The sequence below is a fragment of the Stenotrophomonas sp. 610A2 genome, assembly GCF_030549615.1.
In the GTDB taxonomy this organism is placed as follows: Bacteria; Pseudomonadota; Gammaproteobacteria; order Xanthomonadales; family Xanthomonadaceae; genus Stenotrophomonas; species Stenotrophomonas pigmentata.
Genome location: NZ_CP130832.1, coordinates 3,984,420 through 4,007,089 on the forward strand (window position 1 = coordinate 3,984,420; position 22,670 = coordinate 4,007,089).

Below are 22,670 nucleotides of genomic sequence, written 5' to 3' on the forward strand. Positions count from 1 at the left end.
CGTGAGCCGCGAGGCTGGTGCTGCTTGAAAGGCCGCGGAGCTACCCCTCCCCGGCCCTCCCCTTGCCTGCGGCAAAGGGAGGGGGCACGGCCGACGAAGGGAGGGAACAACAAAACAAAACCCCGCCTTGCGGCGGGGTTTTGTGTACTACAAGCAGCGGTGAAGCTGCGGTGGACTTAGAAGTCCATGCCGCCCATGCCACCCATGCCGCCCATACCGCCGCCGCCCATGGCCGGCTCGTCCTTCTTCGGAGCTTCGGCAACCATGGCTTCGGTGGTGATCATCAGGCCAGCGATCGAGGCTGCGTTCTGCAGTGCCGAACGGGTCACCTTGGTCGGGTCCAGGATGCCGAATTCCAGCATGTCGCCGAATTCGCCGGAAGCGGCGTTGTAGCCGAAGCTGCCGGTGCCTTCCTTGACCTTGTTGACGATGACCGACGGCTCTTCACCGGCGTTGGCAACGATTTCGCGCAGCGGGGCTTCCATCGCGCGCAGGGCGATCTGGATGCCATGGTTCTGGTCTTCGTTGTTGCCCTTCAGGCCAGCCAGTGCGGAAACAGCGCGCACCAGGGCGACGCCGCCGCCCGGGACCACGCCTTCTTCGACGGCTGCGCGGGTAGCGTGCAGGGCGTCGTCAACGCGGTCCTTCTTTTCCTTCATTTCGATTTCGGTCGATGCACCGACCTTGATCACGGCAACGCCGCCGGCCAGCTTGGCAACGCGTTCCTGCAGCTTCTCGCGATCGTAGTCCGAAGAGGTTTCTTCGATCTGGGTCTTGATCTGCTTGACGCGCGATTCGATGGCAGCGGTATCGCCGGCGCCGTCGATGACGGTGGTGTTTTCCTTGGAGACCTGCACCTTCTTGGCGCGGCCCAGGTCCTTGATGGTGGCCTTTTCCAGCGACAGGCCAACTTCTTCGGAGATCACGGTGCCGCCGGTCAGCACGGCCATGTCTTCCAGCATCGCCTTGCGACGGTCGCCGAAGCCCGGTGCCTTGACGGCCACGACCTTGACGATGCCACGGATGGTGTTGACCACCAGGGTAGCCAGCGCTTCGCCTTCGATGTCTTCAGCGATGATCAGCAGCGGCTTGCCTGCCTTGGCGACGCCTTCCAGCACCGGCAGCAGGTCACGCACGTTGGAGATCTTCTTGTCGTGCAGCAGGATGTACGGGTCATCCAGGTCAGCGGTCTGCGACTGCTGGTTGTTGATGAAGTACGGGGACAGGTAGCCGCGGTCGAACTGCATGCCCTCGACGACGTCCAGCTCGTTTTCCAGGCCCGAGCCTTCTTCAACGGTGATCACGCCTTCCTTGCCAACCTTCTTCATCGCTTCGGCGATGATGTTGCCGATCGACTCGTCCGAGTTGGCCGAGATGGTGCCGACCTGGGCAATTGCCTTGTCGTCAGCGGTCGGCTTGGAGATGTTCTTCAGCTCGGCGACGGCGGCGATAACGGCCTTGTCGATACCGCGCTTCAGGTCCATCGGGTTCATGCCGGCAGCAACAGCCTTGGCGCCTTCGCGGATCAGGGCCTGGGCCAGCACGGTGGCGGTGGTGGTGCCGTCGCCAGCGTCGTCATTGGTGCGCGAAGCAACTTCCTTCACCATCTGCGCGCCCATGTTCTCGAACTTGTCAGCCAGTTCGATTTCCTTGGCGACGGACACGCCGTCCTTGGTGATGGTCGGGGCGCCGAAGCTCTTCTCGAGCACGACGTTGCGGCCCTTCGGGCCCAGGGTTGCCTTGACGGCATTGGCGAGAACGTTGACGCCGCGCACCATGCGCGAACGGGCGTCTTCACCGAAACGAATATCCTTGGCAGCCATTGCGATTACCTCTGAGTAGAGCCGAGCCGAGCTCGGCTGCTTTTATCGGGAAAGGGGTTTTACAGGAACAGGTGGCGCGGCAGCTCAGCCGATGACGGCAAGCACGTCGTCTTCGCGCAGCACCTTGTACTCGACGCCTTCGGCCTTGTAGGACGAACCGGCGTACTGGCCGTAGATGACCTTGTCGCCAACCTTCAGCGAGGGGGCGCGCACCGAACCGTTGTCCAGCGGCTTGCCCGGGCCCACGGCCACGACTTCACCCTTGGTGGACTTTTCCTTGGCCGAATCCGGGATCAGGATGCCGCCGGCGGAGATTTCGTCGGCTTCGATCGGCTTGACCACAACGCGGTCGTGAAGCGGCTTGATGCTCATGAAGGACCTCTTAAGTAATTGATTGGCCTGAAATTCCGGCAACACCGGCTGGGAAACAGGGGGATGCCGGCATCACGCGTAAAAAGGCCCGTCGTGCGGGCTTGGTTGGGAGATGGGGCTGGCTGGGGGCCTTTCAAGGGCAGGCCGGCAAATAGATTGGCGCGGCCCCGCCCGGCCAATCCCCGGCCCCGCGGCACCCTGCGGGGCTCGGGCTGAAAGAAAAATGACGCAATCCGGCTGCCTTCGATGATTCCCGGGTTTCGACCAGGCAATCACCCGCCACTGCAATCGCGCCCCAACCGGGACCGCCGTCCGCGTGAGCTGCGAAGCATTGGCCATCCGCATCGTGGACGTCGTCCCTGCCGAACAAACCCATGACGCTATGATCCAAGGGCTGTGTATGGATGCCAATTTCAATGTCAAAGGAGAAACGAATGAAAGTGCTGTCTCGATTTGCCCCGTTGTTGCTCGTCTTTCTCGCCGCCTGTAGCCAGCTGACCGGTCCGTCCGCCAGCGAGTACATGGACGCCAACATCAGCAACTGGAACGGCCTGATTGCCAAGGTCAACGATTGGAGCGGCGGCAACGACGCCGAGCGCCTGACCCAGGCCATGGCTGAGCGCAAGAACCTGGCCAGTTTCAAGTCCCGGCTTGGCAATGCGCGCCAGGAAGCGGTGAACATGCGCGACCAGATGAAGGTCCTCAAGACACCGGACGATGCCACCGAGCTGCATGCCAAGCTGGTGTTGTCGCTGGAAGAGGCGGTGATCTGGTACGACGCCATGCTCAAGCTGACCGACCTGCCCGATGGTTTCAGCAACGAACAGGCGACGCCTTTGCTCGAAGCAGTCGACGAGACCGGCACCAGGTTCGACAAGCTCACCGATGAGCTGGACCAGATGCAGGATGCCTACGCCAGGAAGCACCGCATCAACCTGACCCGCACCGAGTTACCGACGGCGAGCGAGGGCTGATCGTCGCTGCACGCAACAATGGCGCGCAGGACGCTGCTCACTTTGATGCAGCGCCTGCGTCGTCGCTGCTGATCTTCGGACTTAAAAAAAATGGCGCGCTCCGGGGATGACGGAACACGCCATGGCAAAAGAGAACCGCCCGGACTACAGGCTGAACTACTTTTTTAGGGATATCAGAGGTAACGCGACCACTGCACCGAGGCGCTGGCCGGGCTTGCCGGCAAGCCACCGCTGCCGGTGCTGCATACCGGGAGCAGGTTCAAGCCACCACCGCTGGGCACATCAACCGCGATGCCACCGGCGGAGATCTTGGTGTCGGCGGTCTGGTTGCTGCCTACCGTCAAGCTGCCATGAATGGTCACCGTGGCCCCGCTGGTCGACAACTGCTTGCCCAGCATCACGCTGCCACGCATTACCCAGCCCGCGATGTCTGCAGCGCCCTCGGCGATGATGGTGGTGTTGGCAATCGGCAGGCCCTGGTAGGTCTGCGGTTTGCCATCGGCGCCCTGCCCTTCCCACTCCACCAGCTGCGAGCGGCTGGCGCACAGATTGGTCGGGTAGAAGTCGCCGCCACAGACCTTGGTCGCACCGGCGAAGTTCGGCGCGATCAGATCGCGGTGGCCAGCGGTGGTGAGGGTGACGTTGCCGCCACAGGTGGCCTGGCTCGGGTCATCACAACCGCGCACCACCACAGTGTTGAGGAAGTCGGTACTGGTACCGTCGATCTTCACCGACTGGTCGAACCACAGCACGCCAACCGGCATCTTGGTGACGCCATGCAGCAACCAGCTGCCATCGCTCTGCCGGGCCTTCAGGCAGCCTTTTTCATTGGTGTAGTTGCAGGTCATCAGTTCCTGCAGGATCGCCAACTGCGCGGGGCTGGGGTTGCTCAACGGGTACACACCGTCGATGGAATCACCATTGGCGCGCTTCACATTGCGGATCGTCAGCTGTGCGGCACCGTCAACCGTGCTGAAGGCGTAGTTGGCCATGGCCAGGAAGTTGTCGGCATCCACCGGCTTGACCCGCGCTTCGCAGTACGGGATGCCGGGCAGGCCCGGACTGGTGCCGGCCTGCCTGGTCTGCACGTTGTTCACCGGCATGTTGAGGTTGCCGGCAAGCCGGCCCGAGCCGCTCACCGAGACCTGGTTGACCGTCATGTCACCGCCACCGAGCAGGTTTTTCACCGTGCCCGATGTCATGGCGATGGTGCCGCTGGCCCAGAGCGTCTCGTACTTGCCGCTCCAACCCGACACGGTGACGTTGTAGCCCCACAGCTGGCCGACCGTGAGCGTTGCCAGGCCAACCGTGCCGCCGGCAATACGCGTGGAACGGAAGCTGAGCGCATCCGGCAGGCTGACAGTGTCCGCACCCTTCAGGCGCTCGGCAGTTGCCGCACCGGTTACCAGACCGGTGCTGGCATCGACGTTCACCAGCGGCGCGCCGGCACTGTCCTGCGCACTGAAATCCAGGAGGAACTGGCTCTGGTCAGCCAGGGTTATCACCGCATGACCACCGTTCACTGGCGCAACGGTGCCCGTCACCCATGGCGTGCCGCCGGTCACGGTGGAGGAAATCAAGTGGCCGCCGACTTCGGCCGTGCCGATCAACGCGGTGCCGGAGTAAACGCCGACCGCATACGCGCCAGCCTTGATCGCCGCGTAACTACCGCCACCGACACCGCTGCCGATCTCGACATTGCGTGCCCACAGCGTGGTTCCGTTGGGATTGCCCATGCCATTGATGCGGATGGTGCCTTCCGAATACAGGTGACCGTTGTCGGTGATGCCGCCACCGCTCAATGACACATCGCCCTTGACGCAACCGGAGATGCGCGCGGTCGAGCCACCGCCAATCGTCAGGTTGCCGGCAACCACGATGTTCTCGTAGTCCACCGAGTTGGTGACGTCGAGCTTGCCGCCGCTGTAATCCAGGTTGCCGTTGAACACCATCGGTGCCTTGGGCATGGACGCGCACACCGGCGGAATGCCCGGTGTGCCGCTACCCGGCACCACGTCATAGATCACCTCGACGGTGGCGGTGGTCAACGCACTGCCGACGCCCGCGGTGCCGATGACCTGGGCACTGACCCGGTATTGGTTGCTGCCGGTAGCCTCGATCGATGTCACCGTGGCAGCGCGCACACCCAGCGCTTCAAGGCCACTGACCTGCTTTGCATCGTTGCCCACCCAACCCGGCCACACCGTGGTTTCCACCTGCAGCAGATACAGCCGCAGCGCTTCCACGCCGCGCCACGCGGCAGCCTGTGCGGCCGTGGCCGAATGCGTGGTGAGCTGCTGGGACTGGGTGCCACGCAGCGAGTAGATCGTCGCCGCGACGGTGACCGATACCGCCAACCCCACCATCAGGACGATCAACAACGTGGCCACGCCGCGTTGTCGCTTCGGTGCGGAAAAGTGGTTCCTGTCCATGCGTACACGTTCCTTATGCATCAGATGGTCACTGCAAGATTTGGCAGGCAGGCCAGGAACAGATGGCTGCTGGCATCACTGCGCTCCAGCGCCAACTGCTGCCCGACTGCCGCGGTAGGCGTGGTACTGAAATCCTGTTGCATGTACGGCAGGCATTGCCGCTGCCCTTTCAGCGAGAACACGTAGCCAGGGGCGAGGGTCATCGCGCCGACTTCCTCTTCGCCTGCCGCGAACGCACTACCGTCCTTCTGCGCCGGGGTGAAGAAGGCTGCACTGCCGGCAAGCAGATGCCGTTCGTTGCTGTTCCATGCGGCCACTTCGGCATCGCTGCAAGCCTTGGGGGTGAAGCGGTACAGGCCTTCGCCATCGACCAGGCGCAGGCCCGAGCAGACGTAACCGGCGGCGGTGAGCTCGGTCTTGTAGCGCCAGACCAACTCCTTGCCTGCATCACGAACGTAGAGCTTGCTGTTCAAACTGTCGGCCGCTGGCACGCCAAAACCAGCGCCCTGCAGTTCGATCTGCGCCGACAACAACGCCGCCGATACCTGGCCATCGCGCAAGGCCGATCGTGATGCATTGGCCGAGACCTCAACCATGGTCTTGTACAACGTCATCATCGCGGCAATGGTGATCAGCGAGATCACCAGCCCTACCAGCATGCTGATCAGACTCTGCCCGACTTGCTGCTGGCGGCCGATCCGGGAGGCTGTGTGCGCGCGCATGTTCATTGCTTCGTTGACACCAGCAGATCGGGGTCGTTCTCGTTGGCGCCCTTGCTGCCGAGATCGGTAGCCGCAACCGTCAGGTCTACCCGCTGCGGGGCATCCACGCTGCGTGCAACGCCTGCCATGGCGATCGTCGCAGTGGCTGCCTCGCAACTGACCGCCGCGTTCTTGGACTCACCGTTGGGCATGCTGATCTCCAGCGTGCCGCTGCCACACAGGCCCACGCCCTGGGTCTGCAAGCTGTCGCGCAGACGCTCGACCACCAGGTTTTCCACCTTGGCATCGCGCTGGCTGTTCATTACCTCGGCCATGACATGGGCCAGACCCGCGCCGATGACGCTGGTGATGAGAACGCCCACCATGGCTTCCAACATGATGTCGCCGCGCTGGCGGCGCGGTGGATCAAAGCAGATCGACATAGAGCGGGTCCTGGCTGTTCATGCCAATGGCAATACGCGAATGGGTGATACCGCTGGTGCAGCTGGTGGCAGCAGGCAGGCGCCGACCGCGGTTGTCGAATGCCACGCAGGAGAGCAGGTCGGCCGAGCTTTGCAGCGCATCGGCATCGGCGTAGTCCTCAGCGCCAACCAAGCGGTACTCGCCACCGCGCGGCAGCTCGCCCTGCCACAGCACTTCAGTGCCGTCGCCGCGCAGAATCTGCAGGCTGCGATCACTCTGCTGCAGGCGCGCCGACACAGCGGCTCCGGTGACGTGTTCGGGATTGCGCAGGGCCAGCGAGCGCGTCTGCGACACCGCCTCCCACAGCAGGTTGCGGGCCTGCATCTGCCGGTTGCTGTCGATCCACTGCAGCGTGAACGGCACACCTGCCAAGGCCAGCACCGCCATTACCGCCAGGGTCACCATCAATTCGATCAGTGAAAAACCCGTGGCGCGCCGGCTCATGGCCAGTCGCTCAGGCCGGCGCAGTTGCCGGAGATGGTTCGGCTATTGCCCGCCCCCAGCTTCAAGGTGCAGCCACTGGCCTTGCCCAAGGCACTGCCGGCAACCGCCTTCAACTCGTAACCGCCGCTGCCGGCGGTGTAGGTATAGGTGAACTGGCCGGCCTTGGTGGCCGCGTTCCATCCCTTCTTGGCCGCCGCATCGGTGGCCGGATAGCCCAGCGTGCGCTGGCGGTGGTTCTCGACCGTACTGGACAGCGCCATCAAATCACTTTGCGCCGTGCGGATCTTGCTGCGCAGGACGTAGTCCGAATACAGCGGCAATGCGATCGAGGCCAGGATCGCGATGATGGCCACGACGATCATCAGCTCGATCAACGTGAAGCCCTGACTGGAAACCCGGTTGTTGCGTTGTTCCATACGCCCCCCTGAAGAGCCTTGCGAACACCTGCACCTGTCGTCGAATGGCGCCTTGTAAGATCTGGCCCTCGTCTTTAATCAGATGAAGGCCGCGTGAAATTGTGACGCAGCGCAATATACAATCCGTGACATCGATGTCAACTGTTCCATTCAAAAGTGTCTGAACGGCTTCTGCGACAATGGCCGGATGGACGTAAGACTGGTCTTCTGCACCTGCCCCGATGATCAAACCGCACAGACCCTGGCTCGGCTCCTGGTCGAGCAGCGTTTGGCTGCGTGTGTGAACTTGTTGCCCGCGATGCGGTCTGTGTACCGCTGGCAGGAGCAGATTGAACAAGCTGAAGAGATTCAGCTGGTTATCAAAACCTGTGCTGATCGGCTGGACGCCTTGAGCGCCGCCATCAGGCAGCACCACCCCTATGAATTGCCGGAGATCGTTGCGATCTCCCCCAGCGCCGGCTTGCCGGCGTATCTGGACTGGATCCGGGCGCAGACCCGGGAGGAAACATAATTAATGATGCTGTTGCGACGATTTGCCGCTTTCTGCCTGCTCTCCCTGGCCGCGCTGCCGGCGCTGGCCATCAGTGAAAAAGATCTGCTTCCGGTCGACCAGGCGTTTGCCCTGCGCGCCGACGCGCCCAGCCGCGACCGCATCGAGCTGCGTTGGGACATCGCCCCGGGCTATTACCTGTACCACCACCGCACCAGCGTCAAAGCCGGCCCCGGCTTCACCGCCGGCGCGCTGCAGATGCCGCAGGGCGAGAAGAAGCACGACGAATTCTTCGGCGATGTGGAGACCTACCACCGCCAACTGCGCGCAGTCCTGCCCGGCAGCGCCGAACCCGGCGCCACCAGCGTCACCCTCGAAGTCCGCTACCAGGGCTGTGCCGATGCCGGCGTGTGCTATCCGCCGCAGAAGCGCATGGTTGAAGTGAGGCTGCCTGCCGCAGCTGGCGCCGCATCCGCGGCTGCCGCAGCGCCCGCTGCACCGATCTTCAACCCGCTGGCGGGCAACGCCGGTGGTGGCCTCAACCTGCCCGGTGCCCCCGCCGTGCAGGGCCTGCCGCTGCCGTCAGAGAAAGCCTTCGGCTTCGAAGCCATCGTCGACAACGGCAACCGCCTGCTGCTGCGCTTCTCGCCAGCGCCGGGCTATTACTTGTACCGCGACCGCACCTCGCTGGCGCTGGAAGGCGCCGACGGCGTCCGCGCCGGCCGCCCACAATGGCCAGCGGGCAAGCCCTACCGCGATGAGCACTTCGGCAACGTGGTGGTCTACTTCGACCAGGTCGACGTACCGCTGCCGCTGCGCCGCGACAAGCCGGACGCAACTCCGGCCACCCTGGTTGTCACCTTCCAGGGCTGCCAGACCGATGGCATCTGCTATCCGCCAATGACCCGCCGGGTGCGGCTGTCGCTGCCGGTGGGCAAGGTTTCGTCGAAGGAAAAGGAAGAACTGGCGGTCGCGCCGCTGGTGATTCCGCCATTGCCGACTGGCAAGAAGGGCGAAGTCACCCCGCTGCCGTTGATCGACCCGGCCAACCCGCCGGCACCGCAGCCGCTGGTCGTACGCCCGGCCGCCGAAGCCGCCAGTCTTGCCGAAGCCGCACCGGATGCATCGGCCGACAACACCAGCCGCAGCCAACCGCCTGCCGAGACAGCTGGCAGCAGCTCCCTGCTGTGGATCCTGCTGCTGGCGCTGGCCGGTGGTCTGATCCTGAACCTGATGCCCTGCGTACTGCCGATCCTGTCGCTGAAGGTGCTGGGCGTGGCACAGAGCGGTGAGAGCCGCCAGCGCGCCCGCAACCACGCGCTCTGGTATACGGCCGGCGTACTGGTCGCGTTTGCTGCCGTCGGTGGCCTGGTGCTTGCGCTGCGCGCAGCCGGGCAGGCGGCTGGCTGGGGCTTCCAGCTGCAGCATCCGTGGTTCATCGCCGCGCTGGTGTACCTGATGTTCGCGGTGGGCCTGAGCCTGTCCGGCTTGTTCACCCTTGGCGGCAATGCTGGCCAGTTGGGTCAGAACCTTGCCAGCCGCAGCGGCCCAACCGGCGACTTCTTCACCGGCGTCCTCGCCTGCGTGGTTGCCAGCCCCTGCATCGCCCCATTCATGGGCCCGGCACTGGCCTACGCCTTCACCGCGCCGCCGGCCTTGGCGCTGCTGGTATTCCTGGCACTGGGCCTGGGCCTGGCGCTGCCCTTCCTGTTGATCGGCTTTGTGCCGGCACTGGCCAAGCGCCTGCCCAAGCCGGGTGCATGGATGGAAACCTTCAAGCACGTGATGGCTTTCCCGATGTACCTCACCGCCATCTGGCTGTTGTGGGTGCTGGGCAAGCAGCGTGGTATCGATGCGATGGGCCTGATGCTTATCGGCATGACCCTGCTTGCCCTGGGCCTGTGGTGGTTTGAACGCAGCCGCTGGCACAGCCGCCGGATCGGCATGGTGCTGGGCGCGGTGATCGCACTGCTGGCGCTGGTGCCGGTGTGGGGCGTGACCCGCCTGCCGCCACCGGGCGCTGCTGCCGCCAGCGAAGGCACGGTGGCCTACTCGCCGCAGATGCTCGACCGCCTGCGTGCCGACAACCGCGTGGTGTTCGTCAACATGACCGCCGACTGGTGCGTCACCTGCAAGGCCAACGAGCGCAACGTGCTGGACCACGACAAGTTCCGCGACACGCTCAAGCGGGTCAACGCGGTGTACATGCGCGGTGACTGGACCAATGTTGATCCACAGATCAGCGCCTTCCTCGACCAGCACAAGGCGGTCGGCGTGCCGCTGTACGTGGTCTATGGCCCGGGCGCACCACCGCGCGTACTGCCGACCGTACTGACCCAGTCGGTGGCAGAAGAAGCGCTGCTGCGCGCGGCCCGCTGATGCGTCGCGCCGTGTGGTGGGTGGCAGGTATCGCCGCAGCGGCCGGGCTGTCGGCCGGTGCATGGCTGAGCCGCCCCACCACGCCGCCACTGCCATCGATGAGCACGCCTTCCGCGCCGCTGAAGTCAAAAACGCCGGTGCAGGGTGTGCGTGTTGGTGAGCTGATGCCTTCGTTCACCCTGCCCGATCTGGATGGCATGCCGGTGCAGTTCCCGGACAAGTTCAGGGGCAAGCCGCTGTTGATCAATGTATGGGCAAGCTGGTGTGCACCATGCATCGAAGAGATGCCGGAGCTGGCGCGGTTCGCCGCGCGTCATGCCGATACTGGGCCGCAGGTGGTGGGGTTGGCCTTGGACACACCGGAAGCGGTGTTGGATTTTCTCGGCAACGTGCCGGTGTACTACCCGATCGTGATCGAGACGCCGGGGCCGAATGATGCCAGCGTCAAGCTTGGGAACGCGCAGGGCCTGCTGCCTTACAGCGTATTGGTTGATGCGCAGGGGCGCGTGCTCAAGCAGAAGCTTGGGCCGTTCAAGGCGGGTGAGATTGATGCTTGGTTTGCGGGTGTGGAGCCTGCGGCTACGCAGTGACCCTGCAAGTCTTGGATTGATTGTTGCGGTTTTGATTGGTGGCACGGGTAAGTGCATCGCAGCCGGGGTGTGGTCGGTGCCAAGAGCCAAGAGCTCCCCTCATCCGCCCCTTTCGGGGCACCTTCTCCCGCAAGCGGGAGAAGGGACACTGTTTCGCTCACGCTCAGCTACAACTGACGCATCCCTTGCTCTTCACTTTCCCGCTAATTCTCCGCATTGCTCTGCTCTGCTCTGCTTTGCTCAGCTTTGCTTTGCTCAGCTTTGCTTTGCTCGTGCTTTGCATCCCTTCTCCCGCCTGCGGGAGAAGGTGCCCCGAAGGGGCGGATGAGGGGAAGCTTTGCTCTGAAGCTTTGCTCTGAAGCTTTGCTCTGAAGCTTTGCTCTGATGCTTTGCTCTGATGCTTTGCCCCAGCTTCTACAAGATGCTTCTGCTCCTCACCCTCTCCCCAACCCCTCTCCCGGAGGGAGAGGGGCTCAAGCTCAGATCACCAGAACACCGCGTACAGTGCGATCAGGATGGCGATAACCGCCACCGCGCCGACGTTGAACACACCACCCGTGCGGTAATCCACATCGCGGGTAGTGATGATGTCCTTCTCCGGTGCCGCCGGTGTCAACAGTGAAACACCCACGGCCAAAGCCAGCGCCAGCAGGAACACCAATCCAACACGGTCGATGAAGGGCAACGCCGGCCAGGCCAGCTTCAACACGATCGACAACACGAACGAACCAATCGCCGCCGACAGTGCACCAGCCTCATTGGCACGCTTCCAGAACAGGCCCAGCATGAAGATCACCACGATGCCCGGGGTGAAGAAGCCGGTGTATTCCTGGATGTACTGGAAGGCCTGGTCGAAGCTGCCCAGCAAGGGCTTGGCGGTGAGAATACCCAGCACCACCGCCACCACCGCAGCGATGCGACCCACACGCACCAGCTTGGTCTGATCCGCTTCGGGATTGCGCTTGGCGTAGAAATCCAGGGTGAAGATGGTCGCCACCGAATTGATCTTCGATGCCAGCGAGGCCACGATGGCCGCCACCAGCGCGGCAAACACCAGGCCAAGTACACCGGTCGGCAGCATCCGCATCATCGTCGGATACGCCTGGTCCGGCTTGTCCAGGTTCGGTGCCAGCATCACTGCGGCGATACCCGGCAATACCACGATCACCGGCATCAACAGCTTCAGGAACGCAGCAAACAACACGCCCTTCTGTGCTTCACCGATGCTCTTGGCTGCCAGCGCACGCTGGATGATGTACTGGTTGAAGCCCCAGTAGCTGATGTTCATGATCCACAGGCCGCCGAGCAGCACGCTCAGGCCCGGCAGATCCTTGTAGAAGGGATTGTCCTTGCTGAGGATCATTTCGAAATGACCCGGCTGCGCCTGCCACAGTTTGTTGAAGCCAGCGATGATGCCGGCGCCATCACCAAGCTGGTTCAAGGTCAGCCCGGCAACGAACAGGCCGCCGAGCACCAGCAGGGTGACCTGCACGATGTCGGTAGGCGCGACGGCCTTCAGTCCGCCGTACAGCTGGTACAGCAGCGCGAACACGCCGATCAGCACCACCGCGGTCATCTGGTCGATGCCGGTGACCTGGTTGACCGCTACCGCACCCAGCCACAGGATCGAGGTGACGTTGACGAACACGTACAGGCCCAGCCAGAACACCGCCATCACCGTGCGGATGCGCGCGCCGTAACGCTGCTCCAGGAACTGCGGCATGGTGTAGATGCCGTTGCGCAGGAACACCGGCAGGAACCACTTGCCGACGATCAACAACGTCAATGCAGCCATCCACTCATACGAGGCCACCGCCAGACCGATCGCATAGCCCGAGCCGGACATGCCGATGATCTGCTCGGCGGAAATATTCGCCGCGATCAACGATGCGCCGATCGCCCACCACGGCAATGACTTGCTGGCCAGGAAGTAGTCCTTGGCGTCCTTGCTGTGCCCGGCTTTCTCCCGCGACACCCATTGCGCAAGGACGAAGATACCGGCCAGGTAGACCAGTACGATCGCGATATCCAACGTACCCAAACCCATCTCATCACTCCCTGTTGTGCACCGACCGGGCTGTCATCCCTGCGCCCTTTCGCTACCGACCCCAACGGGCCACATCATCAGGTGCGCCGGCACCCTCCCGTACCGGCGCTTTCGCCGTTTCAGCGTGTTGCGCAGTCTACGTTTACCTCGGCCTCACCGGCAGCGCCAAGGGCGATCCGTGATACCGAGATATCCGCAACAGCAGCACTTTCCAGCTCGGCGGCACGCTGCAGCTTGGACAGATCCGCGCCGCCGGCAGCAAAGCATTTGAGCGGCACGCCAACGCTGACCCATTTGCCCGCCGGGATCGCTGCCAAGGTGGATTGCAGATCCACCTTGGCAGCACAGCCGGCACCGCAGCCGACGCCTACCGTCAACGGCGCGCTTACCGCCGCATCACGACGCAGGGTGAGCTGCAGCTGCACATCGCCGTTGCTCTCACGGGTGACATCGATCGGTGTCGCTGCAATCAGCGCGAACTTTGCCAGCGCCGTGCCCGACCACTTCAGGCGGCGCGCGTCTTCCTGCGCCTTGTGATCGCCTGCGGTCATCTTCAAGCTGCCGTCGGCCAGCACGGTCGGCACGGTGGTGGCTGGCATGTCAGGCTGCGAAGCGCTGGACAACTGCAGCGCCATGCCCAGCGACGGGCGGCCCTTGGCGAAGTACACGCCGCTGCCGGCCTGCTCACCGGTCACGCCGGAGTCTTCCGGCAGCGCTGCCACATCTCCCTTGTCGGCGTAGCTCAGGCCGTGGCCGAACTTGTACAGCGGGTTGTGGCCCGGCTTGTTGACCGCCGAGTCGATCGCGGTGCGCGGCCAGGAGAAGCTGAGCTTGCCCTTGAAGTCGTGGTTGACGCTGCCATCGGCCTTGCGCAGCAGCACATCGGCGATACCTGCGCCTTCCGAACCTGGCAACCAGGCCGCGACGAAGGCGTCGGAGGCATTGATCTCGCGGTTCATCCACAACGGACGACCGCTGATGAACACCGCCACCACCGGAACGCCTTCACTCTTCAGGCGCTTGAGCAGTTCCAGGTCGGCATCGTTGCCCGGCTTGTACAGCAGGTTGGGGATGTCACCCTGGAATTCGGCATAAGGCTCTTCGCCGAACACCACCACCGCCACATCCGGCTTGGTCTTGTACTTGCCATCGACCGCCAGCTCGGCGCTGCCACCAGCAGCACTGACTTCACGCTGCAGGCCTTCCCAGATGGTGTCGGCATTGGGGAAGTCGGCACGGGTGGTACCGGTGCCCTGCCAGTTCAAGGTCCAGCCACCGGCCTGCTTGCCGATGTTGTCGGCGCCATCACCGGCCACCAGCACCTTCTGGTCGGCGCGCAGCGGCAGGATGCCATTGTTGTTCTTCAGCAACACCAGCGATTCGCGCACGGCCTGACGGGCGACCGCACGATGCTCGGCTGCACCCAGCAATTCAAACTTGCCGCCCAACGCGCGCGCCGAAGGCTTGGGTGCATCGAACAGGTTCATGCGGAACTTCACCCGCAGCACGCGACGCACGGCGTCATCCAGGCGCTCGGTCGAGAGCTTGCCCGACTTCACCGCGGCAACGGTGGACTCGTACATGCCCTTCCAGCTGTCGGTGGCCATCGCCATGTCCAGGCCAGCGTCATAGGTGGCCGGGCAATCGGTGGTGCTGCAACCGGGAATCTGGCCGTGGCCATTCCAGTCGCCGACCACGAAGCCGCCGTAGTTCATGCGGCCCTTCAGCACGTCGGTCAGCAGCGGCTTGTGGCCGTGCATCTTGACCCCGTGGAAGCTGTTGAACGAAGCCATCACCGACTGTGCACCGGCCTTGATGGCGGTGACGTAACCGGCGCTGTGGACATCGCGCAGCTCGGCCTCACTGACCGCGGTATCGCCCTGGTCCTTGCCGTCGGTGGTGCCGCCGTCGCCGACGAAATGCTTGACCGACACCATCACGTGCTTGTCGTCGAGGAAGTCCGGCGCGCCGACCTTGCCCTGCAGGCCTTCGACCATCGCCGCGGCGAACTCGGCCACCAGCTGCGGGTTCTCCGAATAGCCTTCGTAGGCGCGGCCCCAGCGCACGTCCTGCGGCACCGCCACGGTCGGCGCGAACGCCCACTCCATGCCGGTGGCGCGGGTTTCGGCGGCGGTGATCTGGCCGATGCGGCGCTGCAGTTCAACGTTGCGGGTTGCGCCCAGACCAACGTTGTGCGGGAACAGCGTCGCGCCCACCACGTTGCTCTGGCCGTGCATCGCATCGATACCGAACAGGAGCGGGATCGCCTTGCCGCCGGTCGAGGTATCCATCGACGCGGCCCAGAAATCATCGGCCACCTGCAGCCAATCCTTTGCCGGCGCGTTGTACTTGCCACCCGGGTCGGAGCTGCCACCGGCCAGGATCGAGCCCAGCCGATACTTGCGTACGTCCTCCGGGGTAATGCTGGCCAGATCGCCCTGCACCAGCTGGCCGACCTTCTCCTCCAGCGTCATCGTCGCCAGCAGATCGTTGACGCGCTTCTCCAGCGCCGGATCTTCCGCCAGCGGCCATTCCACCACCGGCCACTGTTCCGGATGGATCGTGCCGTCATACGCGGCATCGGCCGTGGCCGCCTGCGGTGCAGCCTTGTCGCCGCTGTTGCAGCCGGCCAGCACCGCGATACCCACTGCCAGCGCACCAACCAGGGCAGCGCGGCGTGTCGAAACCTTCATCATCTTCAACCCTCCATCTGCTCGAGCGAACGACCCTTGGTCTCTCGCACGAACTTGATAACAAAGAACACCGAGATCACCGCCGATACCAGGTAGATGCTGTACGTCGACGCCAGACCAATGCCGGCCAGCAGCATCGGGAAGGTCACCGTGACGATGAAATTCGCCGTCCACTGCGCCGCACCGGCAACCGCCAGCGCCGAGCCACGGATCTGGTTGGGGAACATCTCGCCCAGCATCACCCACATCACCGGACCCCAGGACACGTTGAAAAACACCACGTAGGCATTGGCCGCGACCAGCGCCAGCGTGCCCATGCCGCCGGGCAGCTGCAGATGGCCGTCCACCATCGAACCGCTGGCGAAGGCGTAGACCACCAGCGCCAGCGATACCGCCATGCCACTGGAACCGATCCACAGCAGCGGCTTGCGGCCGATCTTGTCGATCAACAACACGGTGACGATGCAGGCACCGATGCTGAGCGCGCCGGACAACACATTGATCAGCAGCGCATCACTCTCGGAGAAGCCCACCGCCTGCCACAGCACCGCGCCGTAATAGAACACCACGTTGATGCCTACCAGCTGCTGGAACACCGCAAGGCCAATGCCCACCCAGACGATCGGGCGGATCTTGCGGGTGGCCTTGTCGACCAGATCCGACAACTGCGGGCGGTGGTGGTCCTGCGACAACGACGCGTCGATCTCGCCCAGCGTGGCCTGCGCCTGCTCGGCACCGAACAGGCGGGTCAGCACGGCCAGTGCTTCGTCCTTGCGGCGCTTGACCACCAGGAAGCGCGGGCTTTCCGGGATGAACAGCAACAGCAGCAGGAACAGCAGCGACGGGATCGCCTGCATCCAGAACATCCAGCGCCATGCGGCCTGGCCAGCCCACAGCGGCTCGGTCGAGGCGCCAGCGGCCTTGGCCAGCAGGTAGTTGCTGAGGAAGGCGATGAACAGGCCGGAGATGATCGCGATCTGCTGCACCGTGGCCAGCCGACCGCGGTAACGCGCCGGTGCAACCTCGGCGATATAGGCCGGCGACATCACGCTGGCCGCACCCACCGCGAACCCACCGACCACGCGCGCGGCGATGAACACCAGCGAGCTGTGCGCACCGCCGGCACCCAAGGCCGACAGCAGGAACAGCACCGCCGAGATGATCAACACCGAGCGTCGGCCCAGCCGATCGGCAAGACGGCCGGCAAAGAACGCGCCGATCGCACAGCCCAGCAGCATCGAAGCCACTTCAAAGCCCAGCTGCGCCTCGGTGGAACCAAAGGCCTGCTTCAGGCCATCGACGGTGCCGTTGATCACGCCACTGTCGAAGCCGAACAGGAACCCGCCTATCGTCGCCACCACGCTGATCAATACGATCAGCGCGGTGTTTTCCTTGTTTGCTGCTGACTGCCCCATCCCCTCACCCTCTTTGTCTGGTTATGTCGTCGGCCTGGTGCTCAGCGCAGCAGGTATTGGTTGAGCAGGTTCTCGTAGCGCTCCTGCTTGCCGCTGGCCTGCACCGGTTCGCCGTTGCCGGCCGCGAGCTTGGCCAAGTCGGCCAGGCCCAGCTTGCCGCTGGCGAAGTCCTTGCCGGCGCCGGCATCGAAGCTGGCGTAACGCTGTGCGCGCCACTGTTCCCACGGCGAGTCATTGAGCAGGCCGTGGGCCACTTCCAGACCGCGTGCGAACGCATCCATGCCACCGACGTGGGCAATGAACAGGTCTTCCATGTCGGTGGATTCGCGGCGCGGCTTGGCATCGAAGTTCAGGCCGCCGACCAGGCCGCCCTGGCGCAGCACCACCAGCATCGCGCCGACGGTGTCGTACAGGTCGGTCGGGAACTGGTCGGTGTCCCAGCCGTTCTGCGCGTTGCCACGGTTGGCATCGATGCTGCCGAGCAGGCCGTGATCGGAGGCGACCTGCAGGTCGTGCTCGAAGGTGTGGCCGGACAGCGTGGCGTGGTTGGCCTCGATGTTGAGCATGAAGTCGTCCTGCAGGCCATTGGCCTTGAGGAAGCCGGCGACGGTTGCCGAGTCGAAATCGTACTGGTGCTTCATCGGCTCCATTGGCTTGGGTTCGATGAAGAACTTGCCGGTGAAGCCGATGCTGCGGCCGTAGTCGCGCGCGGCGCTGAGGAAGCGTGCGAAATGCTCGAGCTCGCGCTTCATGTTGGTGTTGTGCAGGCTGGCATACCCTTCGCGGCCACCCCAGAACACGAAGTGCTCGCCACCCAGTTCAACCGTGGCTTCCAGCGCAGCCTTGACCTGCACCGCGGCGCGGCTGACCACGTTGAAATCCGGGTTGGTCGCCGCGCCGTTCATGTAACGCGGGTGCGAGAACAGGTTGGCGGTGCCCCACAGCAGCTTGGTGCCGGTCGCCTGCTGGCGTTGCTTGGCCAGCGCCACCACGTGCTTGAGATTCTTTTCGTAGGTACCGATGTCATCGGCGTCCGGCGCCATGTCGACGTCGTGGAAGCAGTAGTACGGCACACCGAGCTTGGTGAAGAACTCGAACGCCGCATCGACCTTGGCCTCGGCGGTGGCCATGGCATCGCCCTTCTCCCACGGGAAGCGGCGCGTGCCCGGGCCGAACGGATCGGCACCGGCGTTGCAGAAGGTGTGCCAGTAGCAGGCAGCGAAGCGCAGGTGCTCGCGCATGCTCTTGCCACCGACCAGCTTGTCCGCGTCATAGACCTTGAACGCCAAAGGGTTGTCCGAGTCGCGACCCTCGAACGGGATCTGGCCGATGCCGGGGAAATACTCGGTGGCGCCGATGAAGGGCTGCTTGCTCATGGTGCGAATTCCTGTGTCGACAAACTACGGGGAAAGAATCAACCGCGGTACAGCGGCATGACGGCGTGCAGGTGTTGCAGGTAGCGCTGGTAGGCCAGCGCATAGGCCGCGTTGCGCGCGCCGTCAGGCGTGGCAGTGGCTGCGGCATCGGGGGTTACATGGGTGGCCGCGAGTGTGGCCAGGGATGCGTCGTTGCCGGCGCTGCGCTGCAATGCCCACAGCGCCTGCAGGGCCGCACCGAATGCGGCGCCTTCGGACTGCTGCGGCACTTCCACCGGCAGGCCGAATACATCGGCGACCATCTGTCGCCAGGCAGCGCTGTTGCTGCCGCCACCGGTCAGCACGATGCGGTCGAAGCGCATGCCGGCGTCGACGAAGGCGTCAAAGCCGTACTTCAGTGCATAGGTCGCTCCCTCCATCGCTGCGCGGTAGAAGTGCGAGGGGTTCATGGTGGTGGCGTCCAGGCCAGCCAGCACACCCTTGCCCAGCGGCAGGTCGGGGGTGCGCTCGCCATTGAGGAAGGGCAGCATCACCAGCCCATCTGCGCCCGGCGTGGTCGCATTGATATGCGCATCGCCGTCGCGGCTGCTGAAGCCGAACATGCGCGCCACCTGCTCGGTGACCACGGTGCAGTTCATCGTGCAGATCAGCGGCAACCAACCGCCGCTGGACGAACAGAACGCCGCCCATGCGCCGCCGGCATCCACCACCGGCACATTGGAACTGGCGAACAAGGTGCCCGACGTGCCCAGGCTCATCGCCAGCTTGCCCGGCGCAACGCAGCCGGTGCCGATCGCGGCCATCATGTTGTCACCGCCGCCCGCGCCAATCTTCACCGTGGCCCGCAAGCCCAGGCGTGCTGCAGCTGCGGGCGCGATATCGAACAGGGCATCGGCGTCCACCAGTGGCGGCAGGCAGGCAGCGAGATCGCGGTTGGCATCGGTCGCCTTCAGCAGTTCCGGCGACCACTGACGCGTGCGCACATCCAGCCAGCCGGTGCCCGAGGCATCGCCGTGCTCGCAGTAGTACTGGCCGGTCAGCACGAAGTTCAGGTAGTCGTGCGGCAGCAGGATATGCGCCAGCTTTGCGTAAGCCTCCGGCCGGTGTTTGGCCGTCCATGGCAGCTTGGAGGCGGTGTAGCCTGCAAGGATGGGGTTGCCGGCCAGTTCGATGCAGCGCTGCGCGCCGCCGGCCGCGTCCATGATCCGTGCGCATTCGGCGCTGCTGCTGGTGTCGCACCACAGCTTGGCCGGCGCCAGCACCTTGCCGTCCGCATCCAGCGCGACGAAGCCATGCTGCTGGCCCGACACCGCCAGCGCCTGCACCTGCTGGCGCAGCTGCGGGTCGATGCGGGCGAAGCAATCCTCCATCGCCACGACCCACGCTGCCGGGTCCTGCTCGCGGCTGCCGTCATCGGCACTGTGCAGCTGCAGCGGCGCGCTGGCCGTGGCCAGCAACTGCCGTTGCGCGGCGTCGTAGACCACGACTTTCAGGCTCTGCGTGCCCGCGTCGATACCGGCGACGATGCTCATGCCGCGCACCAACGGGAAGCAAGGTGACTCATGCAAGACTCCATTGACCGTCGTGCAGCTGCGCGGTGATGCGCTGGCCGGCACGCAGGTCCAGTTTCAGTTCGTGGGTTTGGTAAACGAGGTTGAAGGCGCCGCCGCGTTCGGCCAGCAGGCTGACCTGCTGCAGGCGGCCTGCGCTCCACTGCAGGTCGAGCACGCCGGCATTGCGCACACGCACGCCCTGCAAGGTGCCCTGCGCCAGTTCGGCCGGCAGCGCAGGCAGCAGGAACACCGCCCCGCCCCAGCTCTGCACCAGCATCTCGACGATGCCGGCGGCGCCACCGAAATTGCCGTCGATCTGGAACGGCGGATGTGCGTCGAACAGGTTTGGATAGCTGCGCTGCGGTGCCAGCAGCAGGCGCAGGATCTGCAGGCAACGCTGGCCTTCGCCCAGCCGCGCCCACAGGTTCAGGCGCCAGGCGATGCCCCAGCCGGTCGCTTCGTCACCGCGCAGTTCCAGGGTGCGGCGTGCGGCGGCGCTGAGCTCGGGTGTGTCGCGGCGGTTGATCTGGCTGGACGGGTGCAGGCCATACAGATGCGAGACGTGGCGATGCTGCAGTTCCGGCGCCTGCATGTCCCAATCCTGCTGCCATTCCATCAACTGGCCGGCGCGCCCGACCCGGTTCGGCGGCAGCTGCGCACGCAGCGTGTCCAGTTGTGCGGCGAAGGCGTGATCGGTATCGAGCAGGCGAGCGGCTTCGATGCATTGGCCGAACAGGTCGCGCAGCAGCTGCGCATCCATGCTCGGCCCGGCGCAGATCGCCGCGCCGTGCGGATGCTGGTTCTCCGGCGAGATCGACGGCACCGTGACCTGGTGGCCGGTGTTCGGATCGCGCTGCAGGCTGTTGACGAAAAACAGCGCCGCGCCCTTGAACAGCGGCCAGACCTGGCGCAGGTAAACCGGGTCGCGGCCATAGTCCCACCGGTCCCACAGCTGCTGCAACAGCCACGCGCCGCCAGTCGGCCACAGTGCCCACTGCGCGCCATCGGGCGGCGTGCTGACGCGCCACAGGTCGGTGTTGTTGTGCACCACCCAGCCATCGACGCCGTACATCTGCTGCGCGGTGAGCGCGCCGCTGCGGGCCAGTTCGCCGATCATCCGCTGCAAGGGCTCCACGCATTCGGGCAAGGCCGCCGCTTCGGCCGGCCAGTAGTTCATCTGCGTGTTGATGTTGAGCGTGTACTTGCTCTCCCACGGCGGGTCCATCAGATCGTTCCAGATGCCCTGCAGGTTGGCCGGCTGGGTGCCGGGACGCGAGCTGCAGATCAACAGGTAACGGGCATAGGCGTGGTACAGCGCGACCAGTGCCGGATCATCACCGCTGGCAAAAGCCGCGATGCGTTCGTCGGTAGGCTTGTCGGCGGCAACAGTGCGGCCCAGGTCCAGGCGCATGCGCCGGTACAGGCGCTGGTGTTCGGCCAGGTGATCGGCGCGCAGCTGCGCGGCGCTTCTGCCTGCGGCCTTGGACAACTGTGCGGCGGTGATCGCTTCCGGATCGCCGCCGACGTCATCGAAGGCGCGGTAGCTGGTGGCGGCGACCAGTCGCAGTTCCAGCTCACGCACGCCGTCGAAGGCGATGTGATCGGTGTTGATGCGCAGCTTGCCGCCAACGTGGCGTACCTGCACACGGAACGCAAAACGCAGCTTGCCGGGCACACCGTCGCGCGACACGTTGTGGCCGCTGACCAGCCAACCATCGTCGGTGGCCGTCGTACTGGTTGCGTGCTCGTTGGCGGTGCGGATGAAACCGCCCATCGGCTCACCGTCTTCCACGGTGTAGCGCAACACCAGGCATTGATCGACCGGCGAGATGAACACCTCGCGGCGATGCAGGCCGGCACCGGCACGGAAGCTGGTGCGGGCAATAGCCGCATCCAGATCCAGCTCGCGGCGGTAATCGCTGATGCCTTCCAGGCGATGGAACTCCAGCCACAGGTTGCCCAACGGCTGGTACGGCATCTGTTTGACCGGCCGCGAGATCAGCGTCTCGTTGGCCAGTGCTTCTGCGGCGGCATAGTCACCGGCGAAGACCAGCTCACGCACGCGCTGCACGCTGTCGCGCGCTCGCGGGTTGACCGCGCTGTACGGGCCACCGGCGTAGAGCGTGTCTTCATTGAGTTGCAGGCGCTCGTTGGCGACGCCACCGAACACCATCGCGCCAAGCCGGCCATTGCCCAGCGGCAAGGCCTCCACCCAGCTGCGCGCCGGCTGCCGATACCACAGCAGGTCGGCGGCCGACGCCGCGACTTCCGGTGTCGCGGCCTGCAGCATGCCGGCCAGCGGCAGGTTGCCGACGGCCAGCGCGGCCGCCGCGCCCTTGAACAGCGCACGGCGGCCGGGCTGTGCCAGCCCGGCGCTTTCAGTGGTCATCCCGACGACCGGGGCAGGACCGTTTGCAGCGTTCATTCCGGCCCTCCCAGACTCAAATGTCCACCGGTTTCCATAATGCCGAACTCGGCTGCC

The 22,670-nt window shown here is 64.6% G+C and carries 17 protein-coding genes; 4 read left to right on the top strand and 13 right to left on the bottom strand.

Going from position 1 to position 22,670, the window contains the following annotated elements:
• Positions 1-176: 176 nt before the first annotated feature.
• Together groL and Q5Z11_RS17635 are read right to left on the bottom strand one after the other, a co-directional pair.
• Positions 177-1,823, bottom strand: coding sequence for a chaperonin GroEL (gene groL / locus Q5Z11_RS17630; RefSeq protein WP_303747597.1), 1,647 nt, complete (start codon positions 1,821-1,823; stop codon positions 177-179).
• Positions 1,824-1,907: 84 nt separating this feature from the next.
• Entirely contained in the window at positions 1,908-2,195 is a 288-nt protein-coding gene (locus Q5Z11_RS17635; RefSeq protein ID WP_057626824.1) for a co-chaperone GroES, read from the bottom strand.
• A gap of 434 nt (positions 2,196-2,629) precedes the next feature.
• Here Q5Z11_RS17635 and Q5Z11_RS17640 point away from each other — a divergent pair, with 434 nt between their 5' ends.
• On the top strand, positions 2,630-3,169 hold the full coding sequence (locus Q5Z11_RS17640; RefSeq protein WP_303747598.1) for a hypothetical protein: 540 nt from the start codon (positions 2,630-2,632) through the stop codon (positions 3,167-3,169).
• A 173-nt stretch (positions 3,170-3,342) separates the two neighbouring features.
• Here Q5Z11_RS17640 and Q5Z11_RS17645 read toward each other — a convergent pair whose 3' ends face one another.
• The 5 genes from Q5Z11_RS17645 to Q5Z11_RS17665 are packed head-to-tail and all read right to left on the bottom strand — an operon-like array spanning position 3,343 to position 7,645.
• Positions 3,343-5,601 (bottom strand): hypothetical protein, encoded by a 2,259-nt coding sequence (locus Q5Z11_RS17645; protein WP_303747599.1) that lies wholly within the window; start codon positions 5,599-5,601, stop codon positions 3,343-3,345.
• A gap of 20 nt (positions 5,602-5,621) precedes the next feature.
• Positions 5,622-6,323, bottom strand: coding sequence for a hypothetical protein (locus Q5Z11_RS17650; RefSeq protein ID WP_303747600.1), 702 nt, complete (start codon positions 6,321-6,323; stop codon positions 5,622-5,624).
• A 2-nt stretch (positions 6,324-6,325) separates the two neighbouring features.
• Complete coding sequence (locus tag Q5Z11_RS17655; RefSeq protein WP_303747601.1) at positions 6,326-6,745, bottom strand: hypothetical protein; 420 nt, start codon at positions 6,743-6,745, stop codon at positions 6,326-6,328.
• Positions 6,729-7,229 carry a pilus assembly FimT family protein gene (locus Q5Z11_RS17660; protein WP_303747602.1) on the bottom strand — a complete coding sequence of 167 codons (501 nt, stop codon included), beginning with the start codon at positions 7,227-7,229 and terminating at the stop codon, positions 6,729-6,731. Before Q5Z11_RS17660 ends, Q5Z11_RS17655 begins: the two co-directional genes overlap by 17 nt.
• On the bottom strand, positions 7,226-7,645 hold the full coding sequence (locus tag Q5Z11_RS17665; RefSeq protein WP_303747603.1) for a type IV pilin protein: 420 nt from the start codon (positions 7,643-7,645) through the stop codon (positions 7,226-7,228). The genes Q5Z11_RS17660 and Q5Z11_RS17665 overlap by 4 nt, the downstream gene beginning before the upstream one ends.
• A gap of 187 nt (positions 7,646-7,832) precedes the next feature.
• On the opposite strand from Q5Z11_RS17665, the gene cutA reads away from it, so the two are divergent.
• From cutA to Q5Z11_RS17680, 3 genes are read left to right on the top strand one after another with little or no spacing between them, the layout of a single operon-like run.
• Entirely contained in the window at positions 7,833-8,156 is a 324-nt protein-coding gene (cutA, locus tag Q5Z11_RS17670; protein WP_303747604.1) for a divalent-cation tolerance protein CutA, read from the top strand.
• A 3-nt stretch (positions 8,157-8,159) separates the two neighbouring features.
• Positions 8,160-10,514, top strand: a complete 2,355-nt coding sequence (locus Q5Z11_RS17675; protein WP_303747605.1) for a protein-disulfide reductase DsbD family protein — start codon at positions 8,160-8,162, stop codon at positions 10,512-10,514.
• Positions 10,514-11,104 (top strand): TlpA family protein disulfide reductase, encoded by a 591-nt coding sequence (locus Q5Z11_RS17680; RefSeq protein WP_303747606.1) that lies wholly within the window; start codon positions 10,514-10,516, stop codon positions 11,102-11,104. The genes Q5Z11_RS17675 and Q5Z11_RS17680 overlap by 1 nt, the downstream gene beginning before the upstream one ends.
• Positions 11,105-11,588: 484 nt before the next feature.
• Here Q5Z11_RS17680 and Q5Z11_RS17685 read toward each other — a convergent pair whose 3' ends face one another.
• The 6 genes from Q5Z11_RS17685 to Q5Z11_RS17710 all read right to left on the bottom strand — a co-directional run bounded on the left by Q5Z11_RS17685 (position 11,589) and on the right by Q5Z11_RS17710 (position 22,577).
• Entirely contained in the window at positions 11,589-13,151 is a 1,563-nt protein-coding gene (locus tag Q5Z11_RS17685) for a sodium/sugar symporter (RefSeq protein ID WP_303747607.1), read from the bottom strand.
• Between the two features lie 119 nt (positions 13,152-13,270).
• Positions 13,271-15,847: a glycoside hydrolase family 3 protein gene (locus Q5Z11_RS17690; protein ID WP_303747608.1), complete on the bottom strand. Its 2,577-nt coding sequence runs from the start codon at positions 15,845-15,847 to the stop codon at positions 13,271-13,273.
• A 2-nt stretch (positions 15,848-15,849) separates the two neighbouring features.
• Positions 15,850-17,259 carry a sugar porter family MFS transporter gene (locus tag Q5Z11_RS17695; protein WP_303747609.1) on the bottom strand — a complete coding sequence of 470 codons (1,410 nt, stop codon included), beginning with the start codon at positions 17,257-17,259 and terminating at the stop codon, positions 15,850-15,852.
• A 41-nt stretch (positions 17,260-17,300) separates the two neighbouring features.
• The gene (xylA, locus tag Q5Z11_RS17700; RefSeq protein WP_303747610.1) at positions 17,301-18,635 is read right to left on the bottom strand and encodes a xylose isomerase; all 1,335 of its coding nucleotides are present in this window, start codon (positions 18,633-18,635) and stop codon (positions 17,301-17,303) included.
• 38 nt (positions 18,636-18,673) lie between these two features.
• Positions 18,674-20,167, bottom strand: a complete 1,494-nt coding sequence (gene xylB / locus Q5Z11_RS17705; protein WP_303747611.1) for a xylulokinase — start codon at positions 20,165-20,167, stop codon at positions 18,674-18,676.
• Between the two features lie 28 nt (positions 20,168-20,195).
• A complete protein-coding gene (locus tag Q5Z11_RS17710; RefSeq protein WP_405051706.1) occupies positions 20,196-22,577 on the bottom strand; it encodes a glycoside hydrolase family 95 protein in 2,382 nt (793 codons plus the stop codon).
• Between the last annotated feature and the right edge of the window lie 93 nt (positions 22,578-22,670).